Genomic DNA, 20,761 nt, shown 5'->3' with positions numbered 1-20,761 from the left:
AATATAATGAAACGAATTACTAGTATAATATCCATATTATATCTCTTATCTTTTGTCACGGCAGTAGCACAAGAAGCAATTTCATCTAGTATAATATTGAATGCAAACCTTCCAAATACTCAGGCATATAATTATAAGGCTACTCAATCGATAATCTTTACCCCTCCTTTTACATTTCAAGCCAAAGGAGCTAACTCATTAAGAGCCTCCATTGATCCCTTAAACCTAACTCCTGATCCTTTCTCTGATTATATGAATGGAGGAAGCAATAGTCGAATTGTCGGGAAAATAGGAGATCAATTTGAGATTACCCCTTCAGGGCAAGCTTCATATGAAATTCCAATAAAAGTTCTGGGTGGAACTGGAGGTATGGTCCCCAATCTTTCAATTGTATATAATAGCGCAGCTAAAAATGGTTTGCTAGGGTGTGGATTTGAATTAGCTGGATTATCTATTATTAACAGAGCTCCACAAAACCTCCATATTGATGGTAATGTTACTGCTGTAAATTTTACTGCGGATGATAGAATCATGTTAGATGGAAATCGATTAATAAGAGTAAGTCCTGTAACGGTAACATCTAATATTGAATACAGAACCGAGAATAATACTTTTGCTAAAATTATTAGTGATACTAACCCAACTATTACCAATAGTACTAAATTTACGGTATATACAAAAGATGGTTTAAAGTATGAAATGGTATCTTGGACGCTTAACAGAATCCACCGTAACTAAAGTTAGTAATGCAGGAACTGTTACCCGTACATCTAAATTCGGTTATGACTCCAATAGCGGTATCCTAAATAAAGAAGAGGTCGAACCAACAAATATACAATTAGGTTATACCAAAACATATGTGCATGATGCTTATGGAAATATAACAAGCAGCACAATAACCCCTAAGGATACGAAAGTAGCAGCAAGAACGCAGTCTTCTGTATATGATGCTAATGGCCGGTTTGAAATTAAATCTACTAATTATCTTGGACACACGACAACGCGTGATGTGGATTTAACATTAGGCATTGTTAATTACGAAATTGATCCTAATGGATTAAAAACAGAATATATTTATGATAGCTTTGGACAGCTTATATTTTCTAAAACACCACTCGGTAATACACAAACTGTGCTTCGTTGGAGTAAAGGCCATCCCGATGCCCCTAGTAATTCAGTCTACTTTAGTTACTCTGAAGCATCAGGTATACCGGCTGTATTAGAATTTTTCGATGGATTAGGTCGTACATTACGTAAAAAGGTAATAGGGTTTGACGGAAAAGCAATATACACTGATGTCAAATATGACACTCAAGGGCGGGCGTATACTTCAAGTGAGCCATATTTTAGTGGAGCTACCACTTACTGGAATATAAATGAATTTGATGCTGTCGGACGAGTTACCAAACAAATTTATCCGGATGAAACTTATCACACATACTCCTATAACGGTTTAACAACTACCACTACAAGTCCAACAGGAATTGTAGATGTAAAAACCATGGATCTATTAGGTAGGTTAGAGAAAAGTATAGATAACAAAAAGGGAGAAGTAAGCTATGTTTATGATGGAGCAGGAAATTGCAAAACGGTAAAAGGTCCTAGGACAACCATTAGTGCCGAATTTGATATAATGGGAAATCGGACTAAGTTGGTTGATCCTGATTTAGGCACTACCGAATATAAATATAATGCATATGCTGAACTTGTATATCAAAAAGATGCTAATAAGAATGAAACTACAATCACCTATGATTCAGGAGGGCGAACAAAAACAAAAGTATCTAAAGAGGGGACGACAACTTACACATACGATACTCTGATCAAAGGAATGTTAACCTCTGTAACTTCACCTGAGTATAGCCAGAGTTTTGCCTATGACTCATATGGTCGAATCACGAAACTAACAGAGGTAATTGGCAATAAGACATTCTCAACTTATACCACTTATGATAAGTTTAATAGAGTAGATAAAATTACTTACCCATCATCTATATCTTCTTCCGGAAATTTTGCAGTCAATCATGTTTACAATAGCAATGGATATCTATCAGAGGTAAAAAATGCCCAAAGCAGTCAAGTATATTGGAAAGCCAAAACGATGAATGCCCGAGGGCAGATGGAACAATTTACTTTAGGTAACGGATTGGAGACAACCATACAATACAATCCAGCAAAGGGCTACATCACAAATATAAAAACACCAGGTAAAGGATCTGAAAAGGCTATTCAAGATTGGACTTATACCTTCAATGCAGATGGTAACCTAACTAGCAGAAAGGATAATAAACGGAATATGACCGAAAGTTTTGAATACGACGAACTAAATCGGCTACATTTAACCTTCCATCAAATAGGTAGTGGATCGAAAATCGAAAAAGAAAAAGTCGAATACGATGCCGCCGGAAATTTGACATATAAAACAGGAATTGGTACTACATTTAAATATATAGATGGAACAAACCGTTTGCAGTCGGTATCAGGTGGAAATTATAATCCCCCTGCCTGGGATATAATAGAGTACACGTCTTTTAATAAGATATCAAAAGTTGTTCAGGCACAGGGAAACTATTCCTTAATACTTACCTATGGAGCAGATCAGAAACGTAAAAAATCTGTAACGACTAAAAATGGTAAAAGCGACACCCGATATTATGCAGGTGCAATTTATGAAGAAGACCATCTTTCAACAGGTGAAATAAAACAGAGGCATTATATTTTTGCCAATGGAGGTATGATTGCTATACATGAGCAATCGAGCACAAGTGGAGAAACTCTTAACTATATACATAAAGATCATCTGGGATCAGTACAGGCTTATTCTGACAAAAATGGTAAGTTAGTGCAAGAATTAAGCTATGATGCTTGGGGACGGCGTAGAAGTGCAGATGAGTGGAAATATTATTTGAATCTACCCGATGCCAATGCTTGGCATGAGAGAGGTTTTACAGGACATGAACACCTCGATTTATTTGAGATGATAAATATGGATGGTCGTATGTATGACCCCATGCTAGGTCGTTTTCTTACACCGGATCCATTTGTACAGGCTCCCGATTATACTCAGGGATTAAATCGCTATATTTACTGCCTCAATAACCCATTATCGCTTGTTGATCCATCCGGGTATAGTTGGTTAAGTAAAAACTGGAAATCATTACTTGTTACAGGTGTAGGAATTGCAGTTGCAATACTAGCTCCTCCCTCAGCAGTAGGACTCTTATTATCTGGAGCATTAAGTGGTATGGCGTCGGGGATATCTGGAGCATTACTCAATGGTGCAAATATCGGCCAAATCGCACGATCTGCTATAACCGGAGGACTATGGGGAGGTGCAGGTGCAGGATTATCCAATATTTCAGGCAGCATTAGCAGTAATTTTTATGCGAAGATTACAGCTCACTCTATTTCTCAAGGATTCCTTGAAGGAGTGAGAGGAGGCAACATAAAGCATGGTTTAATATCAGGTCTAATTTCAAGTGCTGGAAGTCAGAAAATAACAGAATTTGGCTCAGGATGGACTAAAGCCGCAAGAACGACAGTTAGTGCTATTGTTGGAGGCACTGCAGCAGAACTTGGTGGAGGGAAATTTGCCAATGGAGCTATGACTGCAGCTTTTATTATGCTATATAATGATGAATTGCATAAGGATGATAATAGTACTTTTTCTATAGAAAAAGCTGCAAAAAAAGCACTGGGCATGGCAGGAAAAGTACTAGGAATGGTTGATGATATATATCAAAAACCATACCAGTAGCAATGGCTATAAATATATCAGGAGATGCTCAAGGAGGATCTGCTGCTGAGATGAGCCCTATTGGAATTATCATAATGCTAACAGAAAATAAAATGGGACAACTTCATTTATTTTCAGAAGGTACTATAGGAACTGGTTGGTGTGGTGCATCTATCGGTGTAAGTGTTACCTATTTTTATTATACAGGAAATGCTAAAAATTTCACTATAGATAATATTGCATGAGAGGCATGGTCTATGAATCTCTCATTTGAAGCCATTGTCAGTGGAGGTTTCACGGGAAGTATTAGTACTAAAGATAATACTGGTAATTACACTATTGGTCAGACAAAAAACTTAGGAGTAGGGGTTGGACCTACAGTATTTAATGGTATGATTGGTTATTCAAAAACAAAAATTCACAAATAAAAAGATAGAATGGAATTACAAATAAAAAAGAAAAAACTAAATAAAAAAGAAATCATTATTTTGGTAATTATGATGTTTTGGGGATTCGTTTTATTAGTTATGATTTTTTTCAAAACAACGTATGAGAGTAAAGAACGAATGGCAAGATATCCAAGCTTAGATAATCAAATAACAATTGAGGGTAATATAATTCGTATTGAAGTGGAATTGGGATATAATAAAGGTGCTCGCTATGTTGATCTATCAAATGGAAGTCGCTTTAGAACTGTTTATCCAACTTTTAATTATACTTACCAGCCTTATGAGTTCGATACTTTTCTGCAATTAGGAGATTCTATTTCAAAGAGAGCCGAAAATGATACAATACTTATATATAGAAATAATAAGAAATATTATTTTGTATTAAATAAAGAGATTAATAAAAACGAGAAAAAGTGAATTTTTATCAGTATCCAGACTATTTAGTCTGGATACTTTTTTTTATAGAACAGCAGCTAATATAGTTATTAGAGTTACTGCCCCTAAACTTGGCGGAAGTAAAATTGTCAATGATAATATATTCGTAGTTATATGATATATCTAAGGTATTTATACAGAATGATTTTAATTTAGAAATAGATCAAATTTCCTTTGATTTAAATAAAATTAAATCAAACGTTATAAAATAAATATGATCTATATTTGACTTTTCTCCCGACTTTGGCATGGAGCCCATTTCGTTGTAAGAATCCGGTCAGTTACCTTTCGTCAAAAATACTTCCGTAACGATGGTATTCAAAAGCAATACTTTGTTCTTTCAAGTAATGAAGCAATTCTAAACGTCCTTCAATTAAAGGTTTCTGAGTTGCAATATGTTTTCCTAATTTAGCAGCTCTCTCAAAAATAGCATCCGATAAATTAGCTGTACAGGTTCGTACCCGCTCAAATTTATCCATATCGGCTATAAATTGCTCTTCATTCTCAATTAAAACGTCTGCACCTTTAGTTATGGATATTGCTTTTTCCAAAGCTTGTAATTTATCATTGCCACCATCAATACTTATAGTCAAATGAGTCTTTGCCGTTGAAGCAGCTAGTAAACTTAGTAAAATATCCGCTAAATCGTCATCAGCCTGAACACGCAGTACTACTTTTCGTAAAGGAAGATAGCGAAATATATTAGATTCGCCATAAATATGGTTTACATCCCTTTCCTGAGAAAATTCTTCACGCCATGCTTTTCTATAATTCAGAGCAGCAAAATCTAATCTAGCTTTTGATTTATCATCTGCTATAAGTTCGCTTAAAGGAGAGCCAGAAGATTCTGCAACTATTAATTCATTCTCGGTAAATTCCACAAAGCAAGAGACATAATTTACACCTCCGGCTTTAATACCTCCACCAAAGGCCGATCGCTTCATTCCTCCGAAAGGCTGACGATTAACTATTGCGCCTGTAATACCTCTGTTTATATATAAGTTACCTGCTTCTAATGTATTTTTCCAAAGTTCCTGCTCATTTTCATCCAAACTTTGCAGACCTGATGTAAGACCATACTCCGAAGAATTCACATAGGCGATTCCTTGCTCTAAATCATCAATACAGACAACTGCCAACAATGGAGCAAACAACTCGGTTTTAAACGTATAACTGGTTAGTTTTACTCCCCATTTGACGGTCGGTTTTAGAATGTATTTCTTTTCGTCAACAAATTCGGGAACAACTAACCATGATTCTCCAGGTTCCAGATGTTCAATAGCATGTAATAACTTATCATTGTCATTCGTAATCATTGGACCAACCATATTGTCGGGATTCCAAACACTTCCGGTATGAAGGCTCATTACAGCATCTTTCAATTTCGATTTGAAATTTTCGTCATTGTAAATATCCTTATCAACCAACAGAAGCGAACAAGCCGAGCATTTTTGACCGGCATTACTGAAAGCCGACGAAACTACATTTAAGATAGCATGATCCTGATCACCATTCCCGGTAAGAATAATTGCATTCTTTCCTCCTGTTTCAGCCGAAAGCGGTGTACGCGGACTATTCTCCAGCAAACGGAAAGCCGTATCGGTACCACCTGTAAGAATTACATGTTTAATAGATGAATGGGCTGTTAAATAATTAAGAGGTTCACGCCCATCCGTACAAACAACTTGTAAAGCATCTTTAGGCACACCTGCATCCCAGAAACATTGAGCAAATTCCCAAGCAATGGGCAAAGCAACAGTTGCGGGTTTTAAAATCACGGAATTACCTCCTGCAAGTGCTGCTGCAACTCCTCCCACCGGAATAGCCAATGGAAAGTTCCAAGGCGGAATTACTAAAATAATACCTTTGGCTTTATAAGATACAGTTTCGAGATCGGCAAACGGTTTCATCGTGATGGGATAAAACCGGCAGAAGTCAATTGCTTCCGAAACCTCAACATCCCCTTCCATAAAGGTTTTACCTGTAATGGCAGACATACAACCTATTAAATCGCCTCTCTTAGCAGATAAATTATCGGCAACTGTATGTAAAATCTGATTTCTCTTTTCAAGACCTGTATTTCTCCATCCCGATTTATCGGATTCTGCAACTGCAATAATTTCTTTAATCTGCTCTAATGAAGACAAGCTTGCTTCACAGAAACAAACTTCATCATTTCGGCTTCTATCGTAATATTTCTTTTTGCTTTCGGTGGTTATCTCTTGATCTCCTATCTGAACAGGGATTTTATAGTTCTCTTCATTTACCTCAGTACCCCATTTTTTCAATTTATCCAATGCCCATTTTCGATTTACGGGCAAATCCAAATCAGTATCGGGCTCATTGTGAAAAATATTGATATCGTTCACAGGAAGAGGTTTTTCCAATCTATTTTGTTTTCTGAAAGCTTCAGCCTTCATACTGTCTTTTTTACTATAAGCATCGAGAAACTGATTAGCCAGAAAATCCCAATGAGGACTATCCAATTTCAAGTTAAACGAATAACTTAAAAAATTATCTTTGCCCGTATTCTCATCCAAACGTCTAACCAAATAGGAAACCGCATTCAAAAAATGTTCTTTCTTTACTACCGGAGTATATAATATAATTTGTTTACCCAAACTTCTCATGACGCGAGGCAGATGATTTGCCATCCCTTCTAGCATTTCGAAAGTAATATAATCTTTCACATCATTCTTCTCACTCAATAGGTATGCATATCCTATTGTGAAAAAGTTATGCGATGCAACACCTACATGAAGCACTTTTGCATTTTCAGGCAATAACGCCACATCAAGAATATACAAGTAATTGGCATCCACATCTACTTTAGAGGGTAGTACAGGATTCGGCCAACCTTTCAATGAAGATATAATACTCTCCATTTGTAGATTAGCCCCCTTCACCAATCTCATTTTAAGGGGTGCTCCTCCTTCTGCAACCCGTTTCTTTGCCATTGTAAGTAATCGTTGCTGAAACAATGCTGCATCGGGTAAATAGGCTTGCACAACTATGCCTGCTGTATAGTTTTTAAATTGAGGCATACTTAGAACAGTTACAAACACATCAAGCGTAAGCTCGGCATCTTTGTATTCCTCCATATCGAGATTTACAAACTTAGCCTTTTGAGTCCCGTCTTGTGTAATGTAAGGATAGTCTATGGCCTGCTGATATATTGCAGCTACACGCTCACAAAGTTCTTTTTTATTTTGCTCGTAACTCAATGGCTTGATCTGAGCATAAATCCCCGATAGTTTAATGGAAATATAATTAACATCGGGCTCTTTCAAAGCCTCCAGATAATGTTCATATCGATGTTTAGCTTCGCCATCACCTAAAACAACTTCTCCTAACAAATTCACATTCTGCCCTATATGACTTTGCCATCTATGCTCCAGATGTTTGGTAAGCTCGGGACGTTCCTCTCCGATAATAATTTTACTTGTTTCCTGACGGAGGCGGTCTTTGAAAATAGGTATAGAGATTCCATCAAATAAATAACCTACACTTGTAAATAACTTCAACATCATCTGATCGAGCGGTCCAAAAAAATCAGGAACACCATATTCCTCAATCAGCAATTTCATACGTTTTGCCAGTTTTTTACTGTTACGAATCTGGGACGATTCGTCCAACATCTTCGACAACAAAATCTTATTGGCCGGAGTTTGCACCAATGATGCAAATTTTTGCTGTTCTTTAATCTCTTCGGGAGTTAATTCACTTTCTGCCTTAGCCAGAAATTGTTTTGCCCAATCAAGTACATCAGAAGTTCTTATGTTTTCCATTATTAAAAAGATTATAATATAGTAATCGTAAGTTTTGAAAGTATTGCAGGTCTCAAACCTATTTAGTTGTTCATCCAAGTATAAACAACAATTGAAAAAAAGTAATAAAAATGGCGTGAGACCTTAGTTGTCTAATGACATCAATATTCTCTGTAATTTTACAAATTATTTTTCTAAATAATTCAGTAAAAACCCACTTTTTACAAATAAATTATTTTGATATAGAAATAAGAAAATAAACATCAATATAAAACGAACTATTAAACAATACAATCAATTAGAAAGAATTTAAAAGGAAATAGATAAAATAAAGCATATAATATATCGAAGCAAATAACTATCTTTATAGTTTAAGTTATAGACCAAAATCTATTTATCATGCGTAATTTAATATTTTTTCTGCTCTTTGTATTTCCATTTGCTTCTAAAAGCCAAGAATTTGATACTTATTTTGTAAATAAAACTTTACGAATAGATTATATTTTTTCGGGAAATTCTGAGAAACAAGCCATAGCAGTAGATCAATTAAATGAATTGCCTCAATGGGCAGGAAGAAAGCACAATTTATCAAAAAGCCAACTCGAAGGCAATGGACAAATAGCCATGTATAACCTTCAATCAGGTAACTGCATATATAAAAACACCTTCTCAACCCTATTTCAAGAATGGATAACGACGGATGAAGCTAAATCGATAAAGAAAAGTTTCGAAAATGTTTTTCTCCTGCCCTTCCCTAAAGAAAAAGTAATGGTAGAAATTTCATTAAGAGACAGGTATGGAAAATATGATACAAAAATGAGTCACATTGTAGACCCTACGGATATTTTAATTCATAAAAAGGGATACAAAGATATAACGCCCTACTCTATCATTCATAAAGGCGAGGAAAATACCAAAACAATCAATATAGCTATACTAGCCGAAGGTTACAAAGCAGATGAAATGGATAGTTTCAGAAAATATGCAGAAGAAACCGTGCAACAGATACTTTCTTACGCACCCTTCGATAAATATAAAGATAGCTTCAACTTTTATTTGGTCGAAAGCCCCTCCAAAGAAAGCGGACTAAGCGTCCCTCGAAATGGTATTTGGAAAAACACCGCATTTAATTCACATTTTGATACCTTTTACTCTGAACGATATCTGACAAGCAGTCGGGTAAAAGACATACACGATGTTTTAGCAGGAATACCTTACGAGCATATTATTATACTTGCCAATACTGATGTTTACGGAGGTGGTGGTATATTTAATTCTTATACTTTGACAACTACCGGACATAAAAACTTCAAGCCCGTTGTTGTGCATGAATTCGGGCATAGTTTTGCCGGATTAGCCGACGAATATTTTTACGAAAGCGATGCTTTAGACAATACATATGAACATGGTATCGAACCTTGGGAACAAAATATATCGACATTGGTAAACTTCGATTCCAAATGGAAAGACATGCTACTGGCTCAAACTCCTATCCCCACAAATATTAGTGATAGTACAAAATATAAAATCGGTGTTTACGAAGGTGCAGGCTATTCAGCTAAAGGTATATATCGCCCTTCGGTAGATTGCAGGATGAAAACAAATACCTGCAAAGAGTTTTGCCCCGTTTGCCAACGTGCAATAGAACAGCTGATACTTTTCTATATCCAATAAACAATCCATCTATATTTAGTATTAATTATCACAAAAATAGAGGGAATACGACTTGCTTTTTATACTTTTGTACATCCTAAGGAAAAGACTCTATTAAACGATTTAAATATATATTTCTCAGCATATTAGGAATTATTCTAGGATTAATATTGCTTTTATACGGCCTACTGAACATGTCGTATGTGCAGAATTATGTAAAAGAACGAATTGTACTTGAACTCAAAAACAAATTACAAACCGATTTAGGCATAGGGTCACTCTATATACGTCCCTTCAATACCATACAGTTAAACGATTTGTATCTGAAGGATCAGAAAGACAGGACGATACTGATTGCTCAGAAAGTATATGCCGATGTAGAAATACTTCCACTTCTCAATAATAAACTTATCATAACGGTATCTAAACTTTCTGACTTTGAAGTAAATTTGTCAAAAGACAGTGCTAAGACACCTTTAAACATTCAGTTTATAATTGATGCTTTCAAACCCAAAGACAATAAAAAGAAAACCAAATTTGAGGTACAGATAAACTCCCTGAATATTGCTGATGGACGTTTTAAGTTTGATATCAACGACCGTCCCTACGTAAACGATAAATTTGACCCTAATCACATTAGCGTTACAGATCTCAATGCAATTCTCTCCCTCAGGTCACTCGAAACCGATTCATTAAATATTCAAATCAAGAAGTTAACCCTTCAAGAAAAAAGCGGATTAAAGATCAACAATCTTATTGTTCGGCTTATCACTCAAGACAATCATCTCTTTGTCAAAGGCTTTAAGCTCGAATTACCAAAATCGTTACTCGAATTCGAAAAATGTGAAATCGATTATTCTTCAACCGATTCCACTAAAACTCTTATAGACAAGGCGCTATTTGCAATTAAAACCTCGCCAATTTCCTATATTGCCCTCAAAGATATCGCAGCTTTTGTACCATCATTCAAATATTTTGAAGAGAGGGTACTATTCCGCACCGAAATTAACGGTAGCCTCGACAGTATAAGGGTTACTAACCTAACGCTTGATTACGGTGAGAAAATGCATATCGTAGCAAAAGGTTATGTGAAGAATGTGAGAGACAAAGAAAAGTTATATGCACAAGGAAGCGTTGATAATTTGACGGTAACAAAAGAAGGTATTATAGGCCTTCTGAATAACCTATCGGGAACAAAAAAAGACTTGCCTCCTATTCTTAATAATATTAATACTGTTTCATTTCATGGAAATGTCTCAGGATATTTAAAACAATTAAAAGCGGACGGTTATTTAGGTACCGAACTAGGTTCAGTTATCGCAAAACTTGATTTTGGCTTCAATCCCGATACCCATACTAAATCTTTCTTTAAAGGGAATATCAATACTCAGAATTTCCAACTGGGGAAATTATTGGACAATAAAGATCTGGAAGATATTTCTCTAAACATGGATGTCAATATTACTCAACCCGCATATGGAAAATTAAAAGGGTCTGTAGATGGGCTTGTGCAAAAAATCACCTTCAAAAAATACACTTATCACGATATTAAGTTGGGTGGTACATATGACGGTCTGCGTTTAAACGGAGGTTTATCAGTGGATGATCCGAATGGTATACTTAGCATTCATGGATTATTCGACTTATCTGAAAAAGAACCGAAACTGAACTTTGATGCTCGGTTAAGAAATGTTCGTCTGGACAAACTAAACCTAAGCAGTAAATACAAAGAATCATACTTAAGTCTGGGAATAGATGCCAATTTCTCAGGAAAAAATATAGATGATATACAAGGTTATATCAAAACAGACTCGGTCAGTTTCAGGCAACCGGATAAGACTTTCACCTTAGAAAACTTTATTGTAGAAGCATCCGGCTTCGAAGATACACGTAAACTAAGTATTCAATCGGATATTATCAATGGTGAAGTATTGGGTGCGTACTCTTTCACCACAATAGCCGAAAGCGTAAAACGCTCACTGAATGCTTATTTACCGGCATTGATCAGTTTCAACGAGAAGAAAAAAACAAAGATCAAAGAAAATAATCTGACATTTGATTTCACAATCAATAACACAGAGAAAGCCAGCGATATTTTCCAATTACCGGTAACTATATACAGTGCCACCAAAATAATCGGATTCTATAATAATCAAACCGAAAGATTCAAAATTGAAACCTATCTGCCATCATTAAAAGCAGCCGGAACCAGAATTCAATCGGGCTACTTGTTAGTCGAAAATAATAGTGACGAAATAAAATCTACCATATCGGGAACATTTGTCACTAAAAACGGCACGTTAAACAACTTATCGGCTGATGTTGTTGTCCAAAATGATATCATTAATATCCATACCCTGTTCTTAAATAAAGAGGAAGGAAAGCTTAAAGGAGAATTTACCAATTCGATAGCATTCTCTAAACCGGATAAGAAAACCTTACAAACCGACATTGAGTTTCAAGCCGGAGAGTTGGTTTTGAACAATACTTTGTGGAAGATAAAAAAATCACAGATCCGCATTATCCCAAACAAAATAAGCATAAACGATTTTGTAGTAACCAGCGAAAACAAAGATCAGCAACTAAAAATAGACGGAACTTTTTCGGCTAAAGATCCAGATGAACAACTGCATGTCCACTTAAAAAATATTGATCTGGACTACATATTCAATACCCTATCAATAAGTGCCTTGCAATTTGGAGGGGCAGCAAGTGGCGACCTTACACTATCTTCTATCGATGGGCAGCCCTATGCTAATATAAACCTAAATGTACTCGATTTTGCTTTTAACAATACTGTACTCGGAAATCTGGATCTAGACAGTGATCTGGATGCTGAAACCAAGAAAGTAAATTTAAAAGGAACAATATCGAACCCTGAAAGTAAACTTACTAATATTGATGGATTTATAAATCCTATAACACAAGAGTTATCAATAAACTTCGATGCAGACGAAATAGATGTTGCCTTCCTTAATAAATATGTAGCTAGCCTGTTTAATGGAGTTAAAGGTAAAGGTAGTGGAAATGTACACTTATTCGGTAATTTCTCGGATGTAACAGTTGAAGGTAAAGCCTATATCGAAAATGGAGGATTAGGTATTAACTTTCTGAATACCAGTTATACATTTACCGATACCATTTACATGAAAAAAGACCTCATTTATTTTAATGACATCGCTTTTCATGATGCAAAAGGCAACATAGCATTAATCAGCGGTAAAGTAGTACACGATTATTTTACTAACTTCTTATACTATGTAAGTCTCCTCGGTGATAATTTCATGCTGTACAATGCCACTCAGAAGCATAACCCCATGTTTTACGGAACAGTGTTCGGCTCGGGAACCGGTGTTATAAAAGGAGATGAAAGAGCTGTTGACATTAATGTAAATATGCAGACTAACAGCAATACTAATATCTTCATGAATTTCATGCAAGAAACGGCCTCTGAATATTCTTTCATTAGATATAAGACAAAAGACGAAGCGACCGATTCGATACACAATCCGAACGAAAAGCCTAAATTAAGCAGGTTTAAAACCGATTCGGGTATGGAAGTAAATATGAATTTCTATATTGATGCTACCCCCGATGCGACAGTGGAACTTCTCATGGATCCTGTAGGAGGAGATCGAATAAAAGCTTCGGGTTCGGGTGCATTACAATTCACTTGGGGAACTAATAAAGATCCTATGTTATATGGTACTTATATGATTAATAAAGGGTCATATAACTTTACATTCCAAAAAGTATTTGAACGAAAATTCTCTATTCAAGACGGCAGTTATGTACAATTTAGAGGTGACCCATTCGAAGCTAATATCGACATCACAGCTCTATACCGTGTTATAGCAAATCTGAATGATTTAGATCAAAATATAGCGAAAAACTCAGGACAGACAAGCGTTCCTGTAAATTGTATCCTAAATATTACAGGAGCATTACGCCAGCCAAAAGTAAATCTGGATATTGCTTTGCCATCGGCCGATCCCGAAATACAAAGACAGATAAAGAGCTTGATGAGTACCGAGGATATGATCAACAGACAAATTGTTTATCTGTTGCTATTATCTAAATTCTATACGCCTAATTATGCTCTGACAGACCAGAAAACGTCTGATTTTGCAGCAGTTGCCTCGGCTACATTATCAACTCAATTGAGCAATATACTCAGTCAGCTCGATGACCGCTGGCAAGTAGGTACCAACATACGCACTAGTGATGCAGGATTTTCGAATACTGAAGTTGAACTTATTTTGTCGAGCAGGCTACTTAATGACCGGGTTTTATTTAATGGAAATTTCGGTTATCGGGATAATGCAATGACACAACAAGATGCATTTATTGGAGATGTTGATATCGAAGTACTGCTCAATCGAATAGGCACATGGCGTCTTAAAGCATATAACCATTACAACGAAAAATATTATTATGTCGGAAGTGGTGGTAGCAGCAACGGAGTACAAACTCAGGGGGTTGGTATTATGTATAAAAGAGATTTCGATCATTTGAGAGAATTATTTACAAGACCCAAAAAGAAAAGCACCATATCCATCATTGATACTGCGAAAAATCAAGATACTTTGAAGCATATCAATCAAATGGTAAAAATGAAGTGATGATTCATATAGATAAAGATACCCAACAATTTATATTGAAACATGAATCGGATGACATACGACAACTTGCATTAAAAGCAAAATCGTATCCTGGTATTGACATGTCTATAGCCATTAAACAAATTGCAGGAAGGCAAATAGCTAAACATAAAATTCCATCCTGGTATCAATGTGAAAATATTATCTATCCAAAACATCTTTCGATGGAACAATGTTCCTCTGAGGCTACGGCTCTGTACAAAGCCGCTTTATGTAAAGGGGATATCCTTATTGATCTTACCGGAGGATTAGGTGTCGATTTTTCATTCATGGCAAAAAATTACAAACAAGCATATTATATAGAAACTCAACATGAGTTGACCGAATTAGCTCAATGTAATTTTAACACATTAAATTTAAATCAAAGTAAAGTCATACAAGATGATGCAGTTTCGTTTCTAAACTCATTTGATGGTATTGCCGATACTATATTTATAGATCCGGCCAGAAGAAACGATACGGGAAAGAAAACAGTTCTCATAGAAGACTGCACTCCCAATCTGCTGGAGATAGATAATCTTCTGAATACTAAAGCTCAGCGAGTGATTATAAAACTATCCCCTATGCTTGATATCACTCATGCTTTGAATTCGCTAAGTAATGTTACCGAGGTACATATTATCAGTGTAAACAACGAGTGCAAGGAGCTACTATTCATAAAAGACAAAGTACGTAAAGATGAAGACATACAACTCATTTGCATTAATCTTTTAACGAATAAGAAAGATGAGTCTTTCACCTTCATTAAAGCCGAAGAAAACACATCGTCTATTTCTCATACAGATGAGCCGAAGAGATACTTATATGAGCCAAATTCGTCTATACTCAAGGCAGGTGCATACCGAAGTTTAGGTGCAAGATATGGTTTAATGAAATTGCATCCCAACAGTCATTTATATACTTCTGATACTTTAATAGATAGCTTTCCCGGTCGAAAGTTTCAAATCAAGGAAGTGATATCACCCAACAAAAAAGAAATAAAAGCTCATTTCAAAGATATTACTCAAGCAAACATTGCTACACGAAACTATCCGTTTTCGGTTGCAGATATAAGAAAGCAAACCAAGCTGAAAGAAGGTGGAACAGATTATATCTTTGCTACTACCTTAGCCAATGAAAAAAAAGTATTAATTTTGTGTCAAAAGGTTTCGGATTAATCTCGCAAACCTACACTAAGTTCGCAGAACTATTTATTGTTTTGGCTGTAGTAGTGAGCCTATCTGTTCACGTATTTCGGACAGACACATAGGTCTGCCCCTACCAACAATAATGTTACATTAGATATTTTCTTTTACTTATAATTATATTCAAAACTTTTCATGCAGATCATCTCCAAAGTAAAGAAATACATTCAGGATAATATGTTACTAACCGATAAGGCTAGAGTTATTATCGGAGTTAGCGGAGGAGCTGATTCTATGGCTCTATTAGACATACTCCACCATCTTGGATATGAATGTATTGTAGCACATTGCAACTTTCACCTTAGAGGGCAGGAATCGTACCGTGACGAATATTTTGTGGAAAAGGTTACCACTAAATACAAGTTCGAATATGTATCGGCAAACTTTGATACTAAAAAATATATCGAAGAAGAATCTATTTCTCTCGAAATGGCAGCACGTGAACTGCGTTATGCATGGTTCGAGAAAATCAGAAAAGAATATAAAGCAGAAAAAATAGCCGTAGCTCACCATCAGGACGACTCGGTAGAAACAGTTCTTATAAACCTTATAAGAGGTACAGGCATAAGAGGCTTAAGCGGCATCCCGCCTATCAATGGAAAAGTGATCCGCCCCCTACTCTGTATATTTCGTGAAGATATTCTGCAATATCTGAAAGTCAGACACATCGGTTTTGTCGAGGACAGCACCAATAAAGAGGACATATATACACGTAATAAAATACGGCTCAATGTAATCCCTCTTCTGAAAACAATCAATCCATCGGTAGTACAAGCCATTCAAAAAACTTCTGAAAATTTGTATCATACCGAAAAGATTTTCAATGCATATGTCGAAAAAGCCAAACGTAAAGTATTCTCTAATAATAAAATAGATATCAGTGTTTTATCGAAACAAAAAGAACCCAAAACTATTCTTTTCGAAATTTTATTCCCATACGGGTTTAATGCTCCTACGGTAGATAATATATATGATTCGATAAACAGCCAATCCGGTAAAATATTTTATTCGGAAGGTTATCAGCTCATAAAAGACAGAGAAGTATTTATACTTGAACCCATTAATGATCAGCCGGATACTATATATACTCTCTTTGAACACGAAACAAATATCGAAGAGCCTTTCAAAATGACATTTGAATCGTTTCGAAAAACATCTTCTTTTCAGTTAGAGCAAGACCCCGCGACTATTTATTTAGATAAAGGCAGGCTTATTTATCCCCTGATTATCCGTAAATGGAAACACGGTGATAAATTTATACCCTTCGGTATGAAAGGACATAAAAAAGTGAGTGATTATTTTACTGACCGCAAATTCAGCCTCGTTGATAAAAGCAATACATGGCTATTATGCTCGGGTGATGATATTGTATGGATAATCGGTGAACGTATCGATGACCGTTTTAAGATAACCAATACAACAATTGAGATATTAAAGGTCACTTTAATTCCATAGTATTTTTGGCTAAAGCTTTCTCTAGACGTCCGATATGAGAATTCAGGCTAAGTATACTAGCCTCCACATTTTTTATCTCGAAGACATCTTCTTTATCCTCTTTTTGCTTCAATTTTTCCAGATAATTTTTAAGCCCATTCTGGTATTTCACATAATATTCCAGTGCTAGCGATGGTTCTCCCAATTCATAATCATATATAGTGCCTAAGGTGAAATAGAGGTACATATTCTGATTTTGTTGCCCATATTTAGTAGCCTCCTTATAGTTAATGGCTGCATTTTTGTATTCTTCAAGACCTTCGTATCCTTTTGCCAGCCCACGATAATAGAGATACAATATCATATCGGAAGGAATAGTCTTCTCCAGAATTTTCTGAAAATAAATAACCGAATTATTGAAATTACGCATTTCATTAGAAACCACCCCCAAACAATACAAAACTCTGTTATTTATAGTATCTTGTGTATAAGCTTTTAGCAAATACGGAAATGCCTTTTCATTCTCACCCAAAGAGTAATAAGAAATACCCAAACTGCGATTTACAACCAACGAGCTATCACCATTCAAATAGCATCTTTCGAATCGAAGCGCGGCTTCTTCATAAAAATCAGCCCCATAATAGCTTAACCCATTCAGCAAATTTATTTGCTTGTTTGTGCTGTCTTTTTCTACAAAATCATCCGAAAGTTGTATTGCTGCTCCAAAATTTTTCAGTTTGATATTTATATTTATCAGACTTGCTATTGAAAAAACATCTGTTGTATCTGCCTTTATTGACTCTGTATAATAAACTATCGCACTATCCGGTAAATTTATATTTTCGAAGCATTGTGCCGATCTCTTGATCATATTGGTCAAGTTATATTTATCAGACAACATTTTGTAATCCGATAAAGCTGCTTTATAATCCTCCAGACGAAACAGCATCTCTGCTCTTTTTATCTTATAATATATATTAAGGGAATCCAGTGAGATTAATTCATTATAACAAGTAAGACTTCCACTCCAATTCGACAAAGCCTGATAACATAAAGCCATCTCCGACTTTAGTTTTAAATCATCCTTATCTACCTGAGCTAAAGACTTCAATACTTCAATTGCCTTAGAATAATTATCCAACCCTTTGTAGCAAAGAGCTTTCTGTTTCAGCAGTTCTTTTGTCTCTTCTTGAGAGTCAATATACTTCAATGCCTTATCAAACTGATAACTAGCAATATAATCATCAATTAATGAATATTCCACTTGAGCATTCAAGCCGGCTATATAGCCTAAAAAAAGGCTTACAAAAAGGATAAGTGTTCTCATAATTAGATTACTATTTTTTCGTAAATCTACAAATAAATAATAATTATAAAAAAAATAAACGTCACTTTTTTTATTTAGACATCAAAAAGATTGTTTTTCTAAAAAATATATATAATTTTGTATCACGGTAAGAAAAAACTACAGATTTCTTATTCTAATCATAGTAAAAACTCGATTGTATCCTTATTTATTTTGCATCAACATTGAATCAGCAATATTCTCTTATGCTGTCTAAATCAGAATATTAAATAACAAAACAACATAGATATACATGCGTATATACAACATCCTTGAGCTAAATGAAAAGCTCACAACTGAACTCAGAACCCTAGCAAAAGAGCTAGGTATAAAACGTCCTGATGCCTATAAAAAGGACGAATTAATTTATAAGATATTAGACGAACAAGCTATTATTGAGGCAAAAAACAAAAACTCGGAAAGCTACAAAGCTGAAAGCAAACAATCAGACAAGAAAAGCACAGAGAACGCTGCAAAATCAAAGCAAAGTAAAGCAGCCCCCACGCCTAAAGCTACCGTTGTAGAGAATAAAGTAGAGGAAATAAAAGAAGTTAAAGAGCCACAAGAAGCTCCGATAGCTCAACAACCTCAGGCAACTGCACCCAATGATGATAACATAGGTAAACCAAAAGAAAGAATAGTACACCGTAAAAATACGGAATCGGCAAATAACAATACAAACGAGTCGACAAATACTAAGACAATCCCTCAAAGGCCTACTCAATTAGTATTCAAGTCAAGCAAACCACGTACCGAACCAAAAGAAGAAGTTCCAGCAATGGCTCCCCTGTCTCCTCTCGAAGTCGATACTGATGTAGCACCCGTTGTTGTAGAGTCACCTAAAATGGCTCCTGTCAATATCAGCACGCCACCACCAGCACCAGTGGCCAGCAACCCTGTTGCAAACAATAGTGGAAATACAAATAATCAAAAGCAAAATAATAATCAAGCTCAAGAAAAATCTTTTGAGTTTGAAGGAATCTTATCAGCTACAGGCGTACTGGAAATAATGCAGGAAGGTTACGGATTTTTACGCTCTTCCGATTATAACTATATGTCATCTCCTGACGATATCTACATTTCTCAATCTCAGATACGTTTGTTCGGTCTGAAAACCGGAGATATTGTAGAAGGACCGATACGTCCTCCTAAAGAAGGAGAGAAATTTTTCCCTCTTGTAAAAGTAGACAGAATAAACGGACGCAGTCCGGAAGAAGTAAGAGACCGTGTACCATTCGATCACTTAAAACCTCTCTTTCCGAATGAAAAATTCAAATTAACATCCGGCAGAAATGATAATTTCTCTTGTCGTGTTGTAGATTTATTCTCCCCAATAGGTAAAGGACAACGTGGTCTGATTGTAGCACAACCCAAAACAGGTAAGACTTCGTTACTGAAAGATATAGCAAATGCCATAGCAACCAACCATCCTGAGGTATACATGATTGTATTACTGATAGATGAGCGTCCTGAGGAGGTTACCGACATGGAAAGAAGCGTAAATGCTGAAGTTATTGCATCTACTTTTGATGAACCTGCAGACCGTCACGTAAAGATTGCCGAAATCGTATTGAACAAAGCAAAACGTATGGTAGAATGTGGTCACGATGTAGTTATTCTATTGGACTCTATCACTCGTTTGGCACGTGCTTACAATACTGTTCAACCGGCATCGGGTAAAGTACTAACCGGAGGGGTTGATGCTAATGCATTACACAAACCAAAACGTTTCTTCGGAGCAGCCCGTAATATCGAAAACGGTGGTTCATTAACCATTATTGCTACAGCTCTTACCGAAACAGGTTCTAAAATGGATGATGTTATCTTTGAAGAATTCAAAGGTACAGGTAACATGGAGCTTCAATTGGATCGTAAATTATCTAACAAACGAGTATTCCCTGCTGTTGACATTATCTCTTCAAGTACACGTCGTGACGATCTGTTACTTGATCCTGACACACTTAACCGTATGTGGGTACTACGCAACTTCTTGTCGGATATGAATTCGGTAGAAGCCATGCAGTTCCTAGATAAAAGATTGAAAAAGACAATCAATAACGAGGAGTTCCTAATCTCAATGAACGACTAAGAAAAAAA

12 protein-coding genes are annotated in these 20,761 nt (G+C 35.8%); 10 read left to right on the top strand and 2 right to left on the bottom strand.

Features of this window, described 5'->3' with window-relative positions; translation table 11 throughout:
- The first annotated feature begins 6 nt into the window (after positions 1-6).
- Genes G7051_RS15135 through G7051_RS15115 form a run of 5 tightly spaced genes read left to right on the top strand, consistent with a single transcriptional unit; the run spans position 7 to position 4,602 of the window.
- Complete coding sequence (locus tag G7051_RS15135; RefSeq protein WP_166201551.1) at positions 7-738, top strand: SpvB/TcaC N-terminal domain-containing protein; 732 nt, start codon at positions 7-9, stop codon at positions 736-738.
- Positions 695-3,757 carry an RHS repeat domain-containing protein gene (locus G7051_RS15130; protein WP_166201549.1) on the top strand — a complete coding sequence of 1,021 codons (3,063 nt, stop codon included), beginning with the start codon at positions 695-697 and terminating at the stop codon, positions 3,755-3,757. The genes G7051_RS15135 and G7051_RS15130 overlap by 44 nt, the downstream gene beginning before the upstream one ends.
- Before the next feature lie 2 nt (positions 3,758-3,759).
- The gene (locus tag G7051_RS15125; protein WP_166201547.1) at positions 3,760-3,981 is read left to right on the top strand and encodes a hypothetical protein; all 222 of its coding nucleotides are present in this window, start codon (positions 3,760-3,762) and stop codon (positions 3,979-3,981) included.
- A 12-nt stretch (positions 3,982-3,993) separates the two neighbouring features.
- Complete coding sequence (locus tag G7051_RS15120; RefSeq protein WP_166201545.1) at positions 3,994-4,164, top strand: hypothetical protein; 171 nt, start codon at positions 3,994-3,996, stop codon at positions 4,162-4,164.
- A 9-nt stretch (positions 4,165-4,173) separates the two neighbouring features.
- Positions 4,174-4,602: a hypothetical protein gene (locus tag G7051_RS15115; protein WP_166201543.1), complete on the top strand. Its 429-nt coding sequence runs from the start codon at positions 4,174-4,176 to the stop codon at positions 4,600-4,602.
- 299 nt (positions 4,603-4,901) lie between these two features.
- Here the strand turns inward: G7051_RS15115 and G7051_RS15110 are convergent, their stop codons facing one another.
- On the bottom strand, positions 4,902-8,408 hold the full coding sequence (locus tag G7051_RS15110) for a proline dehydrogenase family protein (RefSeq protein WP_166201541.1): 3,507 nt from the start codon (positions 8,406-8,408) through the stop codon (positions 4,902-4,904).
- A gap of 378 nt (positions 8,409-8,786) precedes the next feature.
- Here G7051_RS15110 and G7051_RS15105 point away from each other — a divergent pair, with 378 nt between their 5' ends.
- From G7051_RS15105 to tilS, 4 genes are all read left to right on the top strand, one after another.
- Entirely contained in the window at positions 8,787-10,061 is a 1,275-nt protein-coding gene (locus G7051_RS15105) for a M64 family metallopeptidase (RefSeq protein WP_166201539.1), read from the top strand.
- Between the two features lie 173 nt (positions 10,062-10,234).
- Positions 10,235-14,662, top strand: a complete 4,428-nt coding sequence (locus G7051_RS15100) for a translocation/assembly module TamB domain-containing protein (RefSeq protein ID WP_370522842.1) — start codon at positions 10,235-10,237, stop codon at positions 14,660-14,662.
- Complete coding sequence (locus G7051_RS15095; protein ID WP_166201535.1) at positions 14,662-15,858, top strand: class I SAM-dependent methyltransferase; 1,197 nt, start codon at positions 14,662-14,664, stop codon at positions 15,856-15,858. Before G7051_RS15100 ends, G7051_RS15095 begins: the two co-directional genes overlap by 1 nt.
- Positions 15,859-16,020: 162 nt before the next feature.
- A complete protein-coding gene (tilS, locus tag G7051_RS15090; protein WP_166201533.1) occupies positions 16,021-17,340 on the top strand; it encodes a tRNA lysidine(34) synthetase TilS in 1,320 nt (439 codons plus the stop codon).
- Here the strand turns inward: tilS and G7051_RS15085 are convergent.
- Positions 17,324-18,646 carry a hypothetical protein gene (locus G7051_RS15085; RefSeq protein WP_166201531.1) on the bottom strand — a complete coding sequence of 441 codons (1,323 nt, stop codon included), beginning with the start codon at positions 18,644-18,646 and terminating at the stop codon, positions 17,324-17,326. The genes tilS and G7051_RS15085 overlap by 17 nt on opposite strands.
- 271 nt (positions 18,647-18,917) lie before the next feature.
- Between G7051_RS15085 and rho the strand changes: the two genes are divergently transcribed.
- Entirely contained in the window at positions 18,918-20,753 is a 1,836-nt protein-coding gene (gene rho, locus G7051_RS15080) for a transcription termination factor Rho (protein ID WP_166116751.1), read from the top strand.
- The last annotated feature ends 8 nt before the right edge of the window (positions 20,754-20,761 follow it).

It is taken from the genome of Dysgonomonas sp. HDW5B (assembly GCF_011299335.1).
GTDB lineage: Bacteria > Bacteroidota > Bacteroidia > Bacteroidales > Dysgonomonadaceae > Dysgonomonas_A.
This window is presented reverse-complemented; position numbering and strand designations above follow the sequence as displayed.

Excerpts from the sequence above, each read along its gene's own strand:
- G7051_RS15135 (WP_166201551.1), top strand. The coding sequence starts at position 7 with ATGAAACGAATTACTAGTATAATATCCATATTATATCTCTTATCTTTT.
- G7051_RS15130 (WP_166201549.1), top strand. The coding sequence starts at position 695 with ATGAAATGGTATCTTGGACGCTTAACAGAATCCACCGTAACTAAAGTT.
- G7051_RS15125 (WP_166201547.1), top strand. The coding sequence starts at position 3,760 with ATGGCTATAAATATATCAGGAGATGCTCAAGGAGGATCTGCTGCTGAG.
- G7051_RS15120 (WP_166201545.1), top strand. The coding sequence starts at position 3,994 with ATGAATCTCTCATTTGAAGCCATTGTCAGTGGAGGTTTCACGGGAAGT.
- G7051_RS15115 (WP_166201543.1), top strand. The coding sequence starts at position 4,174 with ATGGAATTACAAATAAAAAAGAAAAAACTAAATAAAAAAGAAATCATT.
- G7051_RS15110 (WP_166201541.1), bottom strand. The coding sequence starts at position 8,408 with ATGGAAAACATAAGAACTTCTGATGTACTTGATTGGGCAAAACAATTT.
- G7051_RS15105 (WP_166201539.1), top strand. The coding sequence starts at position 8,787 with ATGCGTAATTTAATATTTTTTCTGCTCTTTGTATTTCCATTTGCTTCT.
- G7051_RS15100 (WP_370522842.1), top strand. The coding sequence starts at position 10,235 with ATGTCGTATGTGCAGAATTATGTAAAAGAACGAATTGTACTTGAACTC.
- G7051_RS15095 (WP_166201535.1), top strand. The coding sequence starts at position 14,662 with ATGATTCATATAGATAAAGATACCCAACAATTTATATTGAAACATGAA.
- tilS (WP_166201533.1), top strand. The coding sequence starts at position 16,021 with ATGCAGATCATCTCCAAAGTAAAGAAATACATTCAGGATAATATGTTA.
- G7051_RS15085 (WP_166201531.1), bottom strand. The coding sequence starts at position 18,646 with ATGAGAACACTTATCCTTTTTGTAAGCCTTTTTTTAGGCTATATAGCC.
- rho (WP_166116751.1), top strand. The coding sequence starts at position 18,918 with ATGCGTATATACAACATCCTTGAGCTAAATGAAAAGCTCACAACTGAA.